16 protein-coding genes and 1 riboswitch are annotated in these 15,022 nt (G+C 34.2%); of the genes, 14 read left to right on the top strand and 2 right to left on the bottom strand.

The genetic code is table 11. From position 1 onward, the window contains the following. Positions 1–210 precede the first annotated feature (210 nt). The 4 genes from DRF60_RS12420 to DRF60_RS12405 all read left to right on the top strand — a co-directional run bounded on the left by DRF60_RS12420 (position 211) and on the right by DRF60_RS12405 (position 4,725). Positions 211–795: a hypothetical protein gene (locus tag DRF60_RS12420; RefSeq protein WP_116012362.1), complete on the top strand. Its 585-nt coding sequence runs from the start codon at positions 211–213 to the stop codon at positions 793–795. 256 nt (positions 796–1,051) lie between these two features. Further along, positions 1,052–1,948: an alpha/beta hydrolase family protein gene (locus DRF60_RS12415; protein ID WP_116012361.1), complete on the top strand. Its 897-nt coding sequence runs from the start codon at positions 1,052–1,054 to the stop codon at positions 1,946–1,948. Between the two features lie 281 nt (positions 1,949–2,229). Next, complete coding sequence (locus DRF60_RS12410) at positions 2,230–3,921, top strand: ORC-CDC6 family AAA ATPase (RefSeq protein WP_116012360.1); 1,692 nt, start codon at positions 2,230–2,232, stop codon at positions 3,919–3,921. A 186-nt stretch (positions 3,922–4,107) separates the two neighbouring features. Continuing rightward, positions 4,108–4,725 carry a hypothetical protein gene (locus DRF60_RS12405; protein WP_116012359.1) on the top strand — a complete coding sequence of 206 codons (618 nt, stop codon included), beginning with the start codon at positions 4,108–4,110 and terminating at the stop codon, positions 4,723–4,725. A 104-nt stretch (positions 4,726–4,829) separates the two neighbouring features. Here the strand turns inward: DRF60_RS12405 and DRF60_RS12400 are convergent, their stop codons facing one another. Further along, positions 4,830–5,075, bottom strand: coding sequence for a helix-turn-helix domain-containing protein (locus DRF60_RS12400; protein ID WP_116012358.1), 246 nt, complete (start codon positions 5,073–5,075; stop codon positions 4,830–4,832). Positions 5,076–5,580: 505 nt separating this feature from the next. Here DRF60_RS12400 and DRF60_RS12395 point away from each other — a divergent pair. The 10 genes from DRF60_RS12395 (at position 5,581) to ribB (ending at position 12,719) form a co-directional block, all read left to right on the top strand. Then, entirely contained in the window at positions 5,581–6,105 is a 525-nt protein-coding gene (locus DRF60_RS12395) for a hypothetical protein (RefSeq protein ID WP_123902679.1), read from the top strand. A 114-nt stretch (positions 6,106–6,219) separates the two neighbouring features. Continuing rightward, positions 6,220–6,810 (top strand): hypothetical protein, encoded by a 591-nt coding sequence (locus DRF60_RS12390; protein WP_116012356.1) that lies wholly within the window; start codon positions 6,220–6,222, stop codon positions 6,808–6,810. A 23-nt stretch (positions 6,811–6,833) separates the two neighbouring features. Further along, on the top strand, positions 6,834–7,358 hold the full coding sequence (locus tag DRF60_RS12385; protein WP_116012355.1) for a hypothetical protein: 525 nt from the start codon (positions 6,834–6,836) through the stop codon (positions 7,356–7,358). Continuing rightward, on the top strand, positions 7,330–8,001 hold the full coding sequence (locus DRF60_RS12380) for a DUF2461 domain-containing protein (RefSeq protein WP_116012354.1): 672 nt from the start codon (positions 7,330–7,332) through the stop codon (positions 7,999–8,001). The genes DRF60_RS12385 and DRF60_RS12380 overlap by 29 nt, the downstream gene beginning before the upstream one ends. A gap of 468 nt (positions 8,002–8,469) precedes the next feature. Further along, positions 8,470–8,988: a DinB family protein gene (locus tag DRF60_RS12370; RefSeq protein ID WP_116012352.1), complete on the top strand. Its 519-nt coding sequence runs from the start codon at positions 8,470–8,472 to the stop codon at positions 8,986–8,988. Positions 8,989–9,037: 49 nt separating this feature from the next. Next, the gene (locus tag DRF60_RS12365) at positions 9,038–9,529 is read left to right on the top strand and encodes a tetratricopeptide repeat protein (protein WP_116012351.1); all 492 of its coding nucleotides are present in this window, start codon (positions 9,038–9,040) and stop codon (positions 9,527–9,529) included. A gap of 169 nt (positions 9,530–9,698) precedes the next feature. Next, positions 9,699–10,247: a dihydrofolate reductase family protein gene (locus DRF60_RS12360; protein WP_116012350.1), complete on the top strand. Its 549-nt coding sequence runs from the start codon at positions 9,699–9,701 to the stop codon at positions 10,245–10,247. A gap of 27 nt (positions 10,248–10,274) precedes the next feature. After that, positions 10,275–11,063 (top strand): alpha/beta fold hydrolase, encoded by a 789-nt coding sequence (locus DRF60_RS12355; protein WP_116012349.1) that lies wholly within the window; start codon positions 10,275–10,277, stop codon positions 11,061–11,063. 31 nt (positions 11,064–11,094) lie between these two features. Next, positions 11,095–11,448: a DUF2200 domain-containing protein gene (locus DRF60_RS12350; RefSeq protein ID WP_116012348.1), complete on the top strand. Its 354-nt coding sequence runs from the start codon at positions 11,095–11,097 to the stop codon at positions 11,446–11,448. Positions 11,449–11,858: 410 nt separating this feature from the next. Next, a riboswitch (FMN riboswitch) is annotated at positions 11,859–11,984 on the top strand. A 90-nt stretch (positions 11,985–12,074) separates the two neighbouring features. Further along, positions 12,075–12,719: a 3,4-dihydroxy-2-butanone-4-phosphate synthase gene (ribB, locus tag DRF60_RS12345; RefSeq protein ID WP_116012347.1), complete on the top strand. Its 645-nt coding sequence runs from the start codon at positions 12,075–12,077 to the stop codon at positions 12,717–12,719. Between the two features lie 73 nt (positions 12,720–12,792). On the opposite strand, the gene DRF60_RS12340 is transcribed toward ribB, so the two are convergent. Continuing rightward, entirely contained in the window at positions 12,793–14,880 is a 2,088-nt protein-coding gene (locus DRF60_RS12340) for a TonB-dependent receptor plug domain-containing protein (RefSeq protein ID WP_116012346.1), read from the bottom strand. Between the last annotated feature and the right edge of the window lie 142 nt (positions 14,881–15,022).

Genomic DNA, 15,022 nt, shown 5'->3' with positions numbered 1-15,022 from the left:
CCGAGGCAAATTAGTATACTACCGTTCTACTTTTGTGGAGCGGTTTTTTATTTAAATTATGTTTGTCTGTAAGGAAATAGTAAATTTAATTTAATGATTAACAAATAGATAGTCATAATAAAAACAACATTAGCACAATTGTATATAAGTGTATTATTGTAATGCTTAAATTTGAATGTTATCTGTAATGTTATAAAAAAATACAAACAAATGAAATTCAATATTTTAGCATTTATACTATCAATTTTCACAACCTATCATTATAATGCTCAATCAACAAAATTGTTTGAAATTGAAAAGCTTGGTTGGAGTATAAATTTACCAAATGATTTTAGCAATATGGAACAAATTAAAAAGGAAGTTCAAATTGTTGAAGCAAAAAATAAAATCGAAATTGATAAAAAGAAAGAGAAAACTGAAAAACCGGTAGAAGTTAAATTTCAAGGTAAAAACTATACTTTCTTTATGGTGTCTTATGAAAAAAATAAATCTACAGATAAGATTATTCAAATTGAAACTGTAAATAAAAATAATGAACAACTAATTGAATCACTAAAAAAAACAAGATCCGAAGCAAAATTCATAAAACAGATTTCCGAGGAAAAAATAGATGGAATAAAATTCTACAAAACCTCTATAAAAATGAATTTGGAAAATAATATTTCACAAAATTTTATTATTTATAGTTCAACAATAAACGGTTATAATGCAAATTTCACAGTTTTCTATGTCAAAGAAACTCCCGAACTTAAAGAATTACTTAATGCTTTCGGTAATTCCAAATTCAAGGAATAAAACCATTACAGATAAAATTATATTTGCAAAATGTGAGGTTTAAAAAATTGCCCTTGAAAATGCAGCTTTTGTTTCTGGAATGCTTCTTACAACTGAATGTGTAATCACTGAAGTGAAAAAAGACGAACCAGCTATGCCAATGGGAGGTGGAATGCCGGGAGTGATGTAACGGTCAGCGACCGAGGCAAATTAATATACTAACCGCTCTATTGTATAGGGCGGTTTTTTATTATATTTGATGAGTAACTGTAACCCCATGAAAATCAACTTTTTTTCTAACGTATATATTTCGCTATTATTAATAGCTTTACCACAAATGGTATTTTCACAATCGGCCGACTTTACCATTCAGGATGTAAAGTTTGAAAGCCAGGGCATCACTCTCGCAGGTTCAGTTTTACAACCTAAAAAACCGTTTGCCGCAGTGGTCATTGTTCACGGATCTGATCCGGTAAAAAGAGAAATGGAATTCGCAAAACGTCTTGCCAAAGAAGGCATTGCTGTATTCACCTACGACAAACGTGGAGTTGGAGAATCTGGTGGTGTATATGTAGGGCCATCTGTTGGCACCAATAATATTGACACTGCTAATCTTACTTTATTGGCTCACGATGCCAATGCAGCAGTAAAAACATTTCGAACTTATTTGAAAGATAAAAAAACACCTATTGGATTAGTCGGATTTAGCCAGGCAGGATGGATCATCCCGATGGCTGCAAGCAAAAATCCACAAATTGAATTTATGGTTTTATTTAGCGGGCCTACCATTACCACTCTGGAACAACTTCGATTTCAGTTTTATACCAATGGAAACAATAGTTTTTGGGAAAATCATACAGAAGCAGATGCCATTGAACATACCAAAAATGATCCGGACAGGTACCAATTTGCAGCGACTGACCCAAAAACCTATCTGAGTACCCTTTCAATTCCCGGGCTTTGGCTTTTTGGTGAAAAAGACATACAGATTCCGGTAAAGTTGTGTATAGAACAATTGAACACCCTTAAAGCACAAGGAAAACCTTTCGAATATATTTCTTTTTCTAAACTGGGGCACAATACTTCTTCCAGCAATGATATAGCCCCTGTTGATACTGCTGTACAATGGATACTACAGAAAGCATTGAATAAAAAATATAAATCTTCAAAATAGAGCATGTGTTTGCATGATTAAAGCAGATCACTAAAGTGAAAAGAGCTAAACCAGCTATGCCAATGGGAGTGGAATGCCAAGAATGATGTGTCGTTGAGACAATTTCATATACTAAACGTTCTATTATAGAGGTTTTTTGTTTTATGGTTTTCCATAATAAAATATTGTAATAATATCTTTTTTTAGCAAAAAAATATTACATAACTTATCAAAAACTAATGAGAAGCTGAGAAATATATGAATATATAAGTTTAGCTTTTAGAATAGTACATAAATTAAAAATGAGTGAAATAGACTTTATAAATTCACAACAAGTTAAAAATGCAATTAATAAACTTGCAAATAATATTCGTACTGAAAGAAGCACAGTAGAAAACTTGTTAAATATCTATGCAGATAAATCCATTATAGATAGACTAAACAATCATAATAATCAAATAATTTATGGTCGTAGAGGTACAGGTAAAACACATCTATTATACGCATTTCAGCGTTTAATTTTTGAAAGTAATAATCCTAATGCATCTAAAAGATTTCCAATTTATCTAGATTTAAGAACATATTTACCTTTATTTACGAGTTCTAGTAGTATAAATGTTGAGTCATCTGTATTAATATTTCAAGCAATAATCAATGATTTAATTGACATACTTATAAATAATTTAAAGTATATATATGATATAAGTGAATATGGAGGTTTTAATTCATTCGAAAATTCTAGAATTGAAAAACTTAAAAATATTCTAGGTAGGCTAAATGTTGAATTTAATGGTAGAGAGTTTAAAAGATTAGGCTCTGTAGAATTTAATAAAGAAGAAATAAAAAATATTTCAGGAAGTCTTAAATTAAATACGAGTCCAGAATTCACAGTTGATGGAAAACAAGAGCAGAAAAATAATTTTATTGAAACGAACGTACAATATTTATCCTTTAATGAAATATCAAAATTATTAGAAGATTTATCTCTTGAACTTAATGATACAAAAATTGTATTCTTATTGGATGAATGGTCAGAAATTCCATTAGATTTACAACCATATCTCTCTGAGCTAATTAAAAGAGTATTTATAAGCTCAAATTATACTTTTAAAGTTGCAGCTATACCATATCGATCAAAGTTTAGAGAGACAATCCATAATGATTTAAAGATCGGGTTAGAGGAAGGTGGGGATATTTTCCCTATTACACTTGACAATAGATATATTTATGAAATAGATAAAGTGGGAACAAAAAATTTTTATAATGAACTTCTAATAAACCATTTAAAAGAAATTGACAATACTTTATTTAACAATGTTGATGAAATTAGATTTATAAATTATTTCTTTGCAAATCAGGCTCTAGCTGAAATATTAATAGCATCTGCAGGTATACCTCGTGATTTTATTAATTTGTTTATTTTATCTTATAATAATAGAAATAATGTCACACAACGAATTATACTAAAAAACATCAGAAACTCTACAACAGAATGGTATACATCGGATAAAAAAGAAGAAATAGATAAAGATAAAACAACTCGACATTTATTTGAAGAATTAGTTAATCTAGTAATATTAACAAAAAAGAAAACACACTTTCTTTTGCCTCAAAAACATTCTGATAATAAATTCATTAAAAAGTTGGTTGATCTTAGAGTTTTACACTTGAGGCAAAAAGGAATTTCGCACAGACATATCCCAAATAAAACATATGATGTTTATTCAATTGATTATGGTAGTTATACTAGTTTAGATATCAATAAAACAACTTTGAGCACAGATTTTTCAGAGTTAGTATCAAATCTTAATACAATAGAAGATATTAGAGAAACTCGCTCACTGTCTATAGAAGACGATTTTTTTGAAAAATTTAACTTGGAAACAGGACAAGGAATTAAATGCTCAAAATGTTCAAAAACTATTGATATTAATCATTTGGCATATATAAAACAAAAAATATGTAATAATTGCTTTGAAAAAGTAGAAGATTAATATAATCACCTCACTACCGCACGATTGTACCGTGTGGCTTTGGCTTTTAGATATTATTAGAATGTTTAATTTATAATACTTAAACCATACGAAAGGATTCGTGCGCTAGCGGGATTCCGAAAACTCGCCCGAATGTAAAGCGGCAAAACGTTATCTTCAATAACTCCCAAATTCTCGTAAAATCAAATGTTTGAAAAATTTCGATTAAATAAGGCTAGAAAAAAAGTCAAAAAAGCTATAAATGACAATCTAATTTCTTCACAAGAAAGTATAGAGCAAATGTCAAAAATTTTGAGAGATTTTAATGGTTACAAATATCATAAACACGATAATTTTTTGAATTTATGCATATTTTCTGATGTCGTAAATATTGATTTGACTATAATGTTAGAAAGAATAAGGCTCTCTGAAAGGAATAGTGAAAAAAAACTTTATGCAAGAGTTTTAGCAACAGTGATAATTGATTATTTAGAAAATATAAATACTTTGATTGGAAGAGATTGTTTAAAAGAATTAACAGAGAATAAAATGTCTGAATTCGCTTCAGAATTCAAAGCAATAAACAAAAAATTTTCTAATTTCAGAAAAGAAAATGAAAAACAACTGCGTGATATTAGGAACAATACAATTGCTCACAAATCTAAAAACGCATTGATATTAACTGATAAAATAGAAAATATCGACGTTGAGGAAATTTATAACTTTGGAATGCAACTACAAGAATATTCAACAGAATTTACAAATTTATCCACAAAAATAATTTACTACATAGTTGACTATATGAAAGAAGGAAGAAAATTGTAACTGCAGATAACATTGTATTGACAAAATGCGAGGTAAACGTTTGAATTTAAAAGCTGCTATTTTTTTCGTTATTTTATACCTAATAATAGGTTATCTAACTCTCACTAGGATTTCTCATCTATTCTAAAATCAAATAATTCTTGAGGATGAACCTCTAACCCTTTAGCCAGTTCCTGTATTGTTGAAATCCTTAAATCAACTTCTCCTTTTTCAATTTTGCTGATATTACTATGGTCTACATCACATTTTTGAGCTAACTCCCGATAGCTTAATCCCATCTTCTTTCTAAATTTTTCAACTCTTTTACCAAAAGCTATTCGAAACTCAATTTTATCCATTGCAATTACCATTATCAGAGCAATTTGGAAAGTTTATAATAAAAAATTGTAGTTTAATTAACCTACAATTCAAAAATTATATTATATTTGTACAATAAGCTACAATAAATGTAGCTTTGCGATACTTCAACGAAATATAGAAGCTATTGCTTAGAGTCTTGTCATAGAAAACTGGTAATTTTTAAAGCAACAAGATGATAAGTATGAAGCTCACGACCTAGGCGTGGGCTCTCTTATCTGTTGCACGGTATACCAGTACCTCTATGACGGATATTGTAGAGTTCCATGCCGTTTTATTTTATGCAGTTCTGCTTTTCTACAATCATCTTTTTTCTAAGTCTGCTTTACAACATACAGTATCATGATCTGTTACAATGGGATGTACAATCCATTGCGGCTTTAGGGCTTTTATAAAAACACAAATTCAATCATATTCATTAGGCTGTATGGGTAGGAAGTTCAGGCTGGCTTCCTCCTTTACGGCCAGTAAAATCGTACAGTAAAAAAATACAAACTCATGAAAAAAACCAGAACAGACCTTCAGTCCCGGCTTGGCAAAGGCCGTAAGAAACATTGCGGCTTACACCTGATGGAAAATTATTTTAAGCTCAATGACCTGACAGCATCCAAAGAGTTGCTAAACGACATTATAAGTTATGCGGTAAAAAGAAATAGCTGGATAAAAGAACATCCGTCCGTTATCCTTCATTTTCAGCAGGCTATGCGGTCATTCATCCGTGCAGGCTACCTCATAGCGCTACAGGAAAAGAAAAGAACCGCAACTATTCAGTTGGAAGATGTTTCCCCGTCGGTTCTTGGCTTGCTTTCTGAGAAGGAATACCAAAATCCTCTGTTGGTCTTTAAAAAAGCCTTCAAAGAATACAGCATCAAGGAATTTGATTATTTTATTTCCGGAATGGTCTATTTCTCACTGGGAATCTATGACAATCTGCCGGAAAGGAATATGATAAGCCCGTACATTCACCTCACCAAAATGCTGGATGCAGCGCATATTATTCTTGAAAGGAAAGGGAAAAAGTAAAGATAACCAGCTCTGCAAATAAAGTATCCGCACAAACCCTTACAATATATTTAAAACCGTTCTATTTTCCAGAACGGTTTCTTTATTTTTACAACCACAAAAAGTGAACAAGACATGAAGAAAATAGAACAAAAAATTGATGAAGCCTTTAAAAACACTTTTCTGCTTCCCAGGGAAAAAGCAGTCACCCAATTCCTGGTTGATGTTTTCAATTCCAAATATACATTCAGGGAAGATGATAAAAGAATTGAGGTGATCAGCTTGTATTATAATGCTTCAAGTCCTTTAAGTTCTTTAATTGTATTGCCTAATTACGAATATTATTCTCCTGACAAAACCGTTCAGATCGCAGAACTCCATTTGAAAGAGCATTCATTGGAAGACTACTCCCCTATTGATGTTCAGGAATTATGCAAAAAGGTGCTGAATGAAAATAATATTGATTATTCTTCTTACCTTGATCAAAATAATCATTTGGATTATGCTCATTACTGGGAAAACCAGTTCGGTCTGGAAACTGACTTCTTAATGAACTGCTGGAGAAATGCCAAAGAACAAACACAGTCCAGGATGCTGGGATTTTTAGAATCTTCGGACGGCGAAAGTGGCATGTTTGATCTGGATAATAATTTTGTAATTCCTTTTGATGTTGAGCTTGATGAATATCTGCGGTCACATGGTTTTATTATTGAGAAGGCTAATTAACAATTATAATAATTGAACCGCATTTGAAAAAAATAATTATAATAAGCTGTATCATTTTAGTATTGATTTTTCTTAACTATCCTGTTTTTGACAGCGAAGGAATATCTTATCTTATTATTTTCACCTGTTTTGTTGCTATCTGTTTTTCAGGAGCAAAAATATATTTCCCAAGTGATCAAGAAAATTATGATTCCGTTGAAAAAGAAACCGATCAATTAGAAAAATATGATGGAGATTTCCAATGTACAAGTGAAGGATTCTACCATAGGCAAAATAACTTGTTAGAACTTATAAAGTGGGATGACATTATTTCAGTATATTCATTTAGTATTCCAATTTCAAATCATAAAAAAGAAACAGGTCTTGAAATAATTACCGACAATACGAGTTATGAATTCAATAAGCATACACCCGGAATCGAAAAGCTAACCAATGAAATGTATAATCATCTCCCAGATTGGCAATTAAATTCTCCAACTATTAGAATCAATAATCACGGACTGGAAAAAACAAAACTGTATGAAAGACACTATGAAAAAAACCTTTGAATTCCTAAAACACTTAGAAAAAAACAATAACCGTGAATGGTTTACTCAGCACAAAGCGGAATATGATTCAGTGGTAAAAGCAAACAAAGTTTTTTTCAATCAGATTTATACCGAACTTCAGGGATACGATAATTTAAAGAGAATCCATATTTTCAGAATTTATCGGGACGTCCGCTTTTCCAAGGACCCCACTCCGTACAAAACCAATTTCGGAATTGGCTATTCCCGTTCAAAGCCCATGCTGAGAGGAGGATATTATATTCATCTGGAACCCAATAACAGTTTCGTGGGCGGCGGATTTTGGGGACCTGAGGCTAAAGACCTGCTCCTCATCCGTAAAGAATTTGAAAACAGTACCATAGAAATTGAAAAGATCACTTCTGATGAAACTTTTATACAATACTTTGGAGAAATTAAAGGCGATGCTGTAAAAACAGCTCCGAGAGGTTTTGATAAAAACCACCCAGCTATAGATTTAATCAGGAAAAAACAATTGGTCGTGATGCGAAAATTTACGGACAAGGAAGTTTTATCGGGCAGCTTTCAGAAAGAAGCGGTTCTCACCTTATTGGCCATGCGCCCTTTCTTTGATTATATGAGTGAAGTGCTCACTACGGACTTAAATGGAGAGCCTTTATATTAAAATTATTTTGCTAAGCAACAAAATACGTATCTACACTGATAGAAACTATGAAGAATATTTTTAGAGAACCAGCAGAACCTTTTACGTTTTTCAATTATTCTGATTTTCTAATTTTAATTATTATTTATCTTATTTTGTATGTTTTGATCAAAAAGCAAATGCTTAAATTGAATACAATAAAAAAAATAATAATCGGATTTTTTTTCATTTTTATTCCAATGATTTCTATCAAAATTGAATTAAATAATGTTTACAATAAATTTGAAATCGTCGATGGATTTAATACTTTATATGTGATTTTTAAGTTTCCTATATGGTGGATCATGGGGATACTAAATGTTTATTTAATCAACATAAAAGTAAAAAATTACCGCTAAGTTATTTGTGTCAATATTATATTTTATAAAATTCAGTTAATATTTTATTTATTTTTATATCACCAAAACCTTTAACAAAATATTAATCATCATGAATTTAAAAACATTAATCACGCACAGTGTTCAGTACAACAATTGGGTAGTCAATAAATACATCGACTGGCTTTCCACAAAGTCTGATGAGCAGCTTAACCAGGAGGTTATTTCAAGTTTTCCGACAATCTTAACAACCCTGCATCACATCTGGCAGACCCAGCAGTACTGGTGGGCTTATATTGCCGAAAATGACGATTTCGATTTTACTGAAATTTCTGCTGCAGTGACTAAAGAAGAGATTTTTTCCGGCATAAAAAACAACTCCCAAAAATTAATGGATTACGTGGAAACCTTATCCGAAGAAGACCTGGCAAAAAACGTAAAAATTGAGTCCCAGTGGTTCCAGTGTGACTTTTCAAAATTTGAATATATCCAGCATGTGATTATTCATGGAACATACCACAGAGGACAGATCGTAACCATGGGCCGGAATGTCGGGATAACAGATGCCCCAATGACTGATTACAACTTCTGGAATGTCTATAAAAATTCTGAAGCAACATCTGAAGCATAGCTGAATAATCCAATATCTGTATTGTTAAATTATAAAATACTAACTAAACATGACAGATCCTGAACTCTGGGAGGAAGAATTAACAACAATATGGAATCAGCTGGGAAAAATACCCAATGATGATTTTATTGAAAAAATAAAACTGCATACAGATAAGATCTCTGATGATCATCCTGCCATTGCAGATTTCGAAAGAGCTTGCGCCTACGATTCTACCGGTTTTGAAAAGCAGGCAGAACCTCTTTACAGATCTGCTTTAGGCCTGGGTCTTGCAGGATTGCGGAGAAGAAGAGCCAGAATTCAGCTGGCAAGTACATTACGGAATAATGGAAAATTCTACGAAAGCATAGAAATACTGAGAGAGGAAAAAGAAAACTATTCTGATGAGCTGGATGATGCCGTCAATGCGTTTTTGGCGCTTTCGCTTTCCTCAGCCAATAATGATAAAGAAGCATTGTCGTTAGTTCTGGAATCACTCTCCGCACATTTGCCGAGGTATAATAAATCGGTGTATAATTATTCCAAGAAACTCATCAAATAAGCAATAGACGGTAAATAAGTGAAGATGTTGTTGTAAATTTAATTGTTAAAAGCTGGAAGATCCTAAATTACTACACACATTAATATTCTTTGTTATTTATAAAGCAAAACGTTCGGTCTTCAGAGCGTTTTTCTGTATTTTTACAGGGATTCAACGATAAATCTATACTATGAGAAAAATAATCCTGGATTTGGCTGTCACTTTAGATGGATTCATTGAAGGTCCCAACGGCGAAACAGATTGGTGCATTATGGATGACGATATGAATTTTGACGGATTTCTGAACAGTATCGATACTATCTTTTATGGCCGGGTAAGTTATGACTCGTGGGGAACCTATCAGCCGGAAGAAACTGCTGATCCTGAAGAAAAAGAGTTTTGGAGATCCATACATTCTAAAAATAAATATGTTTTTTCAGGACAGGACAGAAAAGATCCAGGAGCAATTTTTATCAGCTCTGATATTGCTGAAAAAGTAGCTGAAATTAAGAAACAAGATGGAAAAGATATCTGGCTGTATGGCGGAGCAAGTCTTATTAAAACCTTTATTAGCTTAGATCTTATTGATGTATACAGAATTTCAGTTCATCCCGTTGCTTTGGGAAATGGAAAACCTTTATTTGAAAACCTGAAAGAAAGGCTGGAGCTGAAACTGATCACCACAAACGTTTTCAGATCAGGAGTGGTACAGCTTATCTACGAACCCAAAAACCAATAAATTAAACCTCACAAAAATATATTAATCATGGAAAAATATGCAAAGTCTTCGGACGGACAGAATATTCATTATAAAGAAAGCGGACAGGGAAATCCTTCCATCCTATTTGTACACGGATGGCTCGGCAATGCAGAATGGTGGAACAGCCAGCAGGACTATTTCAAGGACAGATATCATATCGTACAAATGGATCTTGCCGGACACGGAAAATCTGACATTTCCAGAAAAGAATGGACAAGCGCATTGTATGCAGATGATATCAAAGCGGTAGCAGACCAGATAGATTCTTCGGAGATCATCCTTGTAGGACATTCTATGTCGGGAGCCTATGTTCTTGAAGCTTCTTTAAAAATTCCTCAGGTAAAAGCACTTATCCTGATCGACACCGTAAAAGACCTTGACGAAGCGATCACAGAAGACCAGGCTGAAGAATTTTTGTTCGTGCATTACCGCAATGATTTTAAAAATGCCGTTGAAAATATTCTTCCTCAATATCTTTTTGCGGAAAAAACGCCATCTGATGTAAAACGTAGTCTTCAGGATGAGTTTCTTCAAAATACTTCAGAAAAAGCAATTGATCTGCTCAGACCTTTGTATCAAAAAGATTTCAGAGAAGCGGCGTCACAAGTTCAGGTTCCGGTAAGGGCTATCAATTCCGATAACTTCCCTACCAACATAGAGAATAACCGGAAGTATTTAAAAGATTATAATTATACTGAAATAGCCGGGATAGGCCACTATCCGATGCTGGAAAACCCAGAAGAATTTAACCGCATCCTTGATGACATTCTTAAAGAAATCAATGGGAAGCATTAATACTACTAAGTTGAATATTCATTAAAAAGCCATGCAGAACACCAGAATTTATACTACCTCTTTTGCCAGTATTTATCCTCATTATATTCAAAAAGCAGAGAAGAAAGGGCGTACAAAATCCGAAGTTCATGAAATTATATTCTGGCTCACAGGATATGACGAAAAAAGTTTACAGGAGATTTTAGATAACAGGACAGATTTTAAAACATTCTTTGAACAGGCCCCACAGATTAATCCAAATGTTTCACTGATCAAGGGAGTCATCTGCGGATACCGCGTGGAAGATATCGAAGATGAATTGATGAGAAATATCCGGTATCTGGATAAACTGATTGATGAGCTGGCGAAGGGAAAGAAAATGGAGAAAATATTAAGGGAATCATGATTTGTGGGATGTACCAGAAATAATTTAAACCAAAGAAGAGCTAGCAAACGATTCAAAAAACATCATCCGGTTCTGAGAGAATGAAATCTCCTTTGAAAGTCATAAAAAAGCGAATTTATTGTCAGTATCCTTGTCAAGGTTTAAAACCTTGACAAGGATACTTCTCAGAACTTTGCCTCTGGATACCTTATTATAATAACTGTCCTGCAATTATGCTTTCGCCTTAATAACTTTCATTCTTCCGGCTTCACCCCCTGACAGCATTAAAAAAATGTCTTTATCCGAATCAATAAATACGATCAAAATCCCTTTCCTGATTAAAAAAACTTTCCGAAATTTGTGGCCTGTGCGTTAAATATAATCAATGAAATAAAATTTTAAATCAGAACATACAGTAAAAACTTAGTATAAGTTTTCTTCGGGGCAGGGTGAAATTCCCTACCGGCGGTTACAGTCCGCGACTCCTTTCTTTTGAAGGGACTGATTTGGTGAAATTCCAAAACCGACAGTTAAAGTCTGGATGGGAGAAGAAAATGAAACGGTCAGTAAGATTCCTTACAGACTTATTGTGCCGTATTTCATTTCCATGTACCGAAGACTATTTTAACTTTTAAAAGTAAAATAACATGGAAAAATTATTAGAACAATTTGGAGCAACCTCCACAGAACGTGTAGAAAATGCACTTCTAAAACTACAGCAGGGAAAAGGAATTCTTTTAGTAGATGATGAAAACCGCGAAAACGAAGGCGATATCATCTTTCCCGCATCCACCATTACAGAAAAGGACATGGCACTTCTGATCCGCGAATGCAGCGGAATCGTCTGTCTGTGTATTTCAGAAGAAAAAAGCAAGCATCTTAACCTCCGGCCAATGGTAGAAAATAACAACTCTAAAAACCAGACGGCCTTCACTATTTCTATTGAGGCCAAGGAAGGTGTTGAATCCGGAGTTTCAGCAAGAGACCGTGTAACAACGATCAGAACTGCCGTGGCAGAAAATGCAGAGGCCGGCCATATTGCAAGCCCGGGACATGTTTTTCCTCTTATCGCTAAAAAAGGCGGTGTTTTTGAAAGACGGGGACATACCGAAGGCAGCATAGATCTGGTAAAAATGGCCAACCTCGGTGATGATGCCGTACTCTGCGAACTGACCAATGAAGACGGCTCTATGGCGAGGCTTCCGGAAATCGTTAATTTTGCCTCTCAAAAAGGAATGAGCGTAGTAACTATTGAAGATATTCACGCCTACCGAAAAATAATGAACAACTAAAAAATATATTGAACGCACAGAACCGCCGCCCGATAAAATCGGGCGGCGGTTTTATTAAACATTCATTAAAAAATTAAAAAGTTGCTGCAGGGGCAATTTCATTATTCAGTTTTCTTTGGATCTCTGTTTTCTTTCCTTTTGAAAAATCAAAACTGACTCCCAAAACAAACATAGACTTATTATTCATAATCTTCGTATGAACATTATAATCCACTAAACTTTCAGGAAGACTTTTTGTTTTATACTCCGAAGGCATCCCGATCCAGTACATTCCCGCCGTAAAACTCCAGCTTTTAAGTCTGTACCCGGCAAAGAGATGATTCTGGTTCTCATTCGTATTAAGGAAAGCACCGTTTAATGTATACACCGGGATATTGACCATATACTGCACACTGAACGATTTATATTCCGAGGATACTGAAAAGTTATTAGCGAGATAATCATTTTTGATGAGTGCCCCTTTACTCGTTCTTAAAGACTCAGAAGTTGGTGTCAATACTGCTTTCAAAACAAGCAGGCTGCTTCCGAACGGTTTATAAGAGCCGGACAGCTGTACTCCGTAGCGTTGGGCATTTTTCCCGTTTTCGTAGGTCAGTGCATATCCTCCGAAAGTATCATCCAGAATATAATATTGGTTGATGACACGATCCGTATACCGGTAGAAAAGACCCGCATTAAAATCAAATTTTTTATTATTAAAAGAATAAATTAAATTATTGGAAAAATTCTGCTGCGATTTAAGAAACGGATTTCCCTTCTGTACAATATTCGGGGCGATCTGTACCACATTACTGCTAAGTGCGCTGCTCCAAGGACTTGTAGGACTGTAGCTGCTCGTCAGCCTGAGACTTTGATTGGTCTTCAGCTGATAGCCCAGGATAATTTTTGGTGTGAACAACCATTCATCAAAGGTATTTGCAGCACTTTTATTATGAATATTGGTAAGTCCCGCACCGATTCTGTAGCTGAATTTATCTGCTTTTCCTGAAAACTCAGAATAGAAATACTGTTCCAAATAATTAACACTGTACTGTGAATATCCTGCAAGATTATTCAGGTCGTTGGAAATAGTAGTGCTTGAAATGCGGTAGCCGGAAGAAAGCTTTCCCGCCTTAAAATCATGAGTATAAGCAAGTTCACCGACAAAATTAGTCTGCTCAGCTTTAAGGATCATATCATTGTCATACACTGAGATTCCGGTAGGAATGATCCATTCCCTGGCAGATTCGGTGGTGCTGGTCTTGTAATGAGAACCTACCACATTTAAACTTAATTCATCCTTAGATCCTATTTTTTTGGAATAATACAGATCCAGCTTAGGAACAGTATAGCTGGAACCGCTATTTTTAAACATTTCGTGTCCTTCACTGAAGCTGTCTTTTATAAAAACGCTTTCTCCGGTACCTTTTGAAAACCTGCAGAAAATATCCACATTCAGTTTGGCCTGAAAAGCATAGTCATCAGCAACCATACGGGTGTAACGCAAAGCTATATTCTGAGAAGTATATCCAAAATGGTCCTGTCTCCTCTCGTTCGAACGGTAATGCTCTCCGTTGAGCCTGTAATCATAGATACTCTGAACTTTCCTATTGTCATAATCCCTGAGATTAAGCGAATATTCCAATCCGAAATTATTCTTCCCTTTTGTAAAATTAGCATAGGAAGATGCATTCACAAATCCCGTAGTCAGCCCCGACATTACATCTGCTCCGAAAACATATCCGGTTTCATTGGATTTTGTAATAATATTGATCACGGTTTCCGCCCTGGAAGACCATCTTGCGGGTGGAATGTCGTAATATTCCACTTTCACCACCTCGCTTGGCGAAACGCTTCGGATCTGCAGGTCTGTGGCCTCTATTCCATTGATAAGAAACAAAGAGGTTCCGCCTTTTGTACTTGTAATGGTATTGGAAACGGGATCCAGCTGCAGCTCAGGTAGTGTCTGAAGTAAATCTTTTGCATACCTAGCCTTTTCCAGAGCCTCTTTATCAAAGGTATAAACAGACTTATCTGAAAACTGCTTTTTACGTTGAGACTTTAAGATCACTTCCTGGATTTCCTTTGTGTCCTCCTGTCCTATCGTATCATTTTTTACATTCTCCTGCGAAAACACTAAAACTCCACAAAGAAAAAACACAGAATATATAGCCTTTTTCATATTCAGAAATAAAATTGTGTTGATGAGAATAAGACAGTCAATATCCGGTATTTATTACATACTAACGGTTTTACGCTGAAATAAGGACAACCGATTACGTTGTAACTTTAAACCATTTCTTTAAAGTTTACACTCAAACAAA

The organism is Chryseobacterium elymi, from assembly GCF_003385495.1.
Lineage (GTDB): Bacteria > Bacteroidota > Bacteroidia > Flavobacteriales > Weeksellaceae > Chryseobacterium > Chryseobacterium elymi.
The sequence above is the reverse complement of the archived record's forward strand: the minus strand, read 5'-3'. Positions and strand labels throughout refer to the sequence as shown.

Coding starts and splice junctions, on each gene's coding strand:
- DRF60_RS12390 (WP_116012356.1), top strand. CDS start 6,220: ATGAAGAAAATAGAACAAAAAATTGATGAAGCCTTTAAAAACACTTTT.
- DRF60_RS12400 (WP_116012358.1), bottom strand. CDS start 5,075: ATGGTAATTGCAATGGATAAAATTGAGTTTCGAATAGCTTTTGGTAAA.
- DRF60_RS12360 (WP_116012350.1), top strand. CDS start 9,699: ATGAGAAAAATAATCCTGGATTTGGCTGTCACTTTAGATGGATTCATT.
- ribB (WP_116012347.1), top strand. CDS start 12,075: ATGGAAAAATTATTAGAACAATTTGGAGCAACCTCCACAGAACGTGTA.
- DRF60_RS12350 (WP_116012348.1), top strand. CDS start 11,095: ATGCAGAACACCAGAATTTATACTACCTCTTTTGCCAGTATTTATCCT.
- DRF60_RS12410 (WP_116012360.1), top strand. CDS start 2,230: ATGAGTGAAATAGACTTTATAAATTCACAACAAGTTAAAAATGCAATT.
- DRF60_RS12395 (WP_123902679.1), top strand. CDS start 5,581: ATGAAAAAAACCAGAACAGACCTTCAGTCCCGGCTTGGCAAAGGCCGT.
- DRF60_RS12420 (WP_116012362.1), top strand. CDS start 211: ATGAAATTCAATATTTTAGCATTTATACTATCAATTTTCACAACCTAT.
- DRF60_RS12355 (WP_116012349.1), top strand. CDS start 10,275: ATGGAAAAATATGCAAAGTCTTCGGACGGACAGAATATTCATTATAAA.
- DRF60_RS12405 (WP_116012359.1), top strand. CDS start 4,108: ATGTTTGAAAAATTTCGATTAAATAAGGCTAGAAAAAAAGTCAAAAAA.
- DRF60_RS12380 (WP_116012354.1), top strand. CDS start 7,330: ATGAAAGACACTATGAAAAAAACCTTTGAATTCCTAAAACACTTAGAA.
- DRF60_RS12365 (WP_116012351.1), top strand. CDS start 9,038: ATGACAGATCCTGAACTCTGGGAGGAAGAATTAACAACAATATGGAAT.
- DRF60_RS12370 (WP_116012352.1), top strand. CDS start 8,470: ATGAATTTAAAAACATTAATCACGCACAGTGTTCAGTACAACAATTGG.
- DRF60_RS12340 (WP_116012346.1), bottom strand. CDS start 14,880: ATGAAAAAGGCTATATATTCTGTGTTTTTTCTTTGTGGAGTTTTAGTG.
- DRF60_RS12415 (WP_116012361.1), top strand. CDS start 1,052: ATGAAAATCAACTTTTTTTCTAACGTATATATTTCGCTATTATTAATA.